Below are 595 nucleotides of genomic sequence, written 5' to 3' on the forward strand. Positions count from 1 at the left end.
TCGAAGCCTTCGCCGTCGTCGCGTACGTCCAGGGCGACCTCGTGCTCCAGATAGGACAACGTCACCCCGACCCGGGTCGCGTGCGCGTGTTTGGCCACGTTGGCCAGGGCCTCCTGGGCGGTGCGCAGCAGCGCGGACTCGGCCTGCGAACTCATCGGCCGGGCCGTGCCGGTGGTGGTGACCTGAACCGCGATGCCGTGCAGCCGCGACCACTGCCCGGCCACCTGGGCCAGGGCCTCGCTCAGCCGGGCGCCGTCCAGCGACTCGGGCCGCAGCGCCTCCACCGAGCGCCGGGCCTCGGTCAGGCTCTCCCGGGCCAGGCTCTTGACCGCGGCGAAGGGCCGCGCCCACGCCGCCGGCACCTCGTGCATCTGCTCGGCCGCCTGCAACTGCGCGATGATCCCGGTCAGCCCCTGGGCCAACGTGTCGTGGATCTCGCGCGCCATACGCTGGCGCTCATCCAAAACCCCCGCCTCCCGCGCCTGGGCCAGCAACTGCGCCTGCAGCCCCGCGTTCTCCGCCAGCGACGCCTCCAGCAACCGGTTGGCCCGGCTCAACTCGGCCAGCGTCTGCTCGCGCTGCTCTTTCTCCTTCT

At 72.6% G+C, this 595-nt stretch carries 1 protein-coding gene; it reads right to left on the reverse strand.

Going from position 1 to position 595, the window contains the following annotated elements; genetic code table 11:
* On the reverse strand, positions 1-595 hold a 595-nt coding region (locus tag Psi01_RS43020), incomplete at both ends, for a sensor histidine kinase (RefSeq protein ID WP_239128460.1).

It is taken from the genome of Paraplanobispora siamensis, from assembly GCF_016863175.1.
Taxonomy (GTDB): Bacteria; Actinomycetota; Actinomycetes; order Streptosporangiales; family Streptosporangiaceae; genus Planobispora; species Planobispora siamensis.